This window comes from uncultured Phenylobacterium sp., from assembly GCF_902826855.1.
Taxonomy (GTDB): domain Bacteria; phylum Pseudomonadota; class Alphaproteobacteria; order Caulobacterales; family Caulobacteraceae; genus Phenylobacterium.
Genome location: NZ_CADEGK010000383.1, coordinates 1 through 1,643, shown reverse-complemented (window position 1 = coordinate 1,643; position 1,643 = coordinate 1). Strand labels below are relative to the sequence as shown.

Sequence of the window (1,643 nt, the reverse complement as noted above, 5' to 3'; positions counted from 1 at the left end):
GCCGTGGTGTCCCCGCCCCTTCATGACGGGCGCGAGTCAGCATCTACTGGCCGCGCACGAGGTGGGGGGAACGCGAGCCATGGCGTCTGGCATGCAAGCGGGCTGGCCGGCTCGCATCTGGGCCGCCGTAGGCGGCGGCCTGGTCGCCGCGATCGGCCTGCTCCTTCTGGGCGGCGGGGGCTGGCTGATCTGGCTCGAGGGCTCGCCCTATTATCTGCTGGCCGGCGCGGCGATTGTCGCTGTGGGCGTGCTGCTCGTGCGACGCCATCCGGCGGCGGGCCTGATCTACGCCGCCGTGCTCGCTGCGACCCTGGGCTGGGCCTACTGGGAAGCCGGCCTGGTCTTCTGGCCGCTCTTGCCGCGCCTCTTCGCCCCGGCAGTGCTGGGCCTGTTCATCCTGCTGGTGATCCCTTCCGGGCCAAAAGGGCGGCTGCGCCTCCAGTCCGCCCTCGCGGTCGCTGTGATGTCGACGGCCTGCCTGGCCACGCTCGGCGCCGCCCTGCCGGCCACGTTCACCTGGGGCCAGGCCGAGGCGCCCGTCCAGGCGGAAGGCGCGGAGCCGACCGTCCAGGGCGCATCCGACTGGCGGTATTACGGCCGCGACCCCGGCGGCACGCGCTTTGCCCCGGTCGACCAGATCAACCGAGACACGGTCGACAAGCTCAAGGTCGCCTGGACCTTTCGAACGGGCGAGACGCCCAGCCGCGGCTCGCAGGATCAAAACACCCCGACCCAGGTGGGCGACACGCTCTACCTCTGCACGCCGACGAACGTGGTGATCGCCGTTGACGCCGACACCGGCAAGGAGAAGTGGCGCCACGACCCGAAGGTGAAGCCGTTCGTCTGGAACCGCTGCCGCGGCGTCGGCTACTGGGACGCCGCGGACTCCAAGCCTCCCCTCGCCGCTGCGGGCCCGGCCGCCGGTGGCAAACCGGCCCCGAAGACGACGCCAAAGCCTGAAGCCGTCAAGGCGGTCGCCGGGAAGGTCGCCGCCGCGCCAGCCGAGCCGCTGTGTCGCCGGCGTATCATCTCCTCGACGATCAATGCCCAGCTCTTCGCCCTCGACGCCGCCACCGGCCAGCGCTGCCCCGGCTTCGGCAAGGACGGGGTGGTTGACCTGACGACCGGCATCGGCCCCATCAAGCGCGGCTTCTACTTCCAGACCTCGATGCCGACCGTGATTGGCGACCGCGTCCTGATAGGGGGCTGGGTTATGGACAACCGGGAGCTCGGCGAGCCTTCCGGGGTCGTCCGCGCCTTCGACGTCGTCACCGGCGAGCAGGTCTGGGCCTGGGACCTCGGCGACCCGACGATCACCAAGCTGCCCCCGGAGGGCAAGACCTACACGCGCGGAACCCCCAACGTCTGGTCGACCCCCGCCTTTGATCCCGCGCTCGGCCTCGTCTACCTGCCCACCGGCAACGCCACGCCCGACTACTGGGGCTCGCACCGCTCCAAGCAGTCGGAAGTCTATGCCTCGTCCGTCGTGGCCCTGGACGCGGCGACCGGGCGCGAGCGCTGGCGGTTCCAGACGGCGCACCACGACATCTGGGACTGGGACGTCCCCTCCCAGCCGATGCTGATCGACTTCCCCACCAAGGCCGGCCCGGTCCCGGCCCTGGTCCAGCTTACGAAGCGCGGGC

General features: G+C 71.1%; 1 pseudogene. It reads left to right on the top strand.

From position 1 onward, the window contains the following. Window positions 1–79: 79 nt before the first annotated feature. A pseudogene (locus QZV94_RS25010) lies at window positions 80–1,643 on the top strand (membrane-bound PQQ-dependent dehydrogenase, glucose/quinate/shikimate family); the annotation flags it as partial.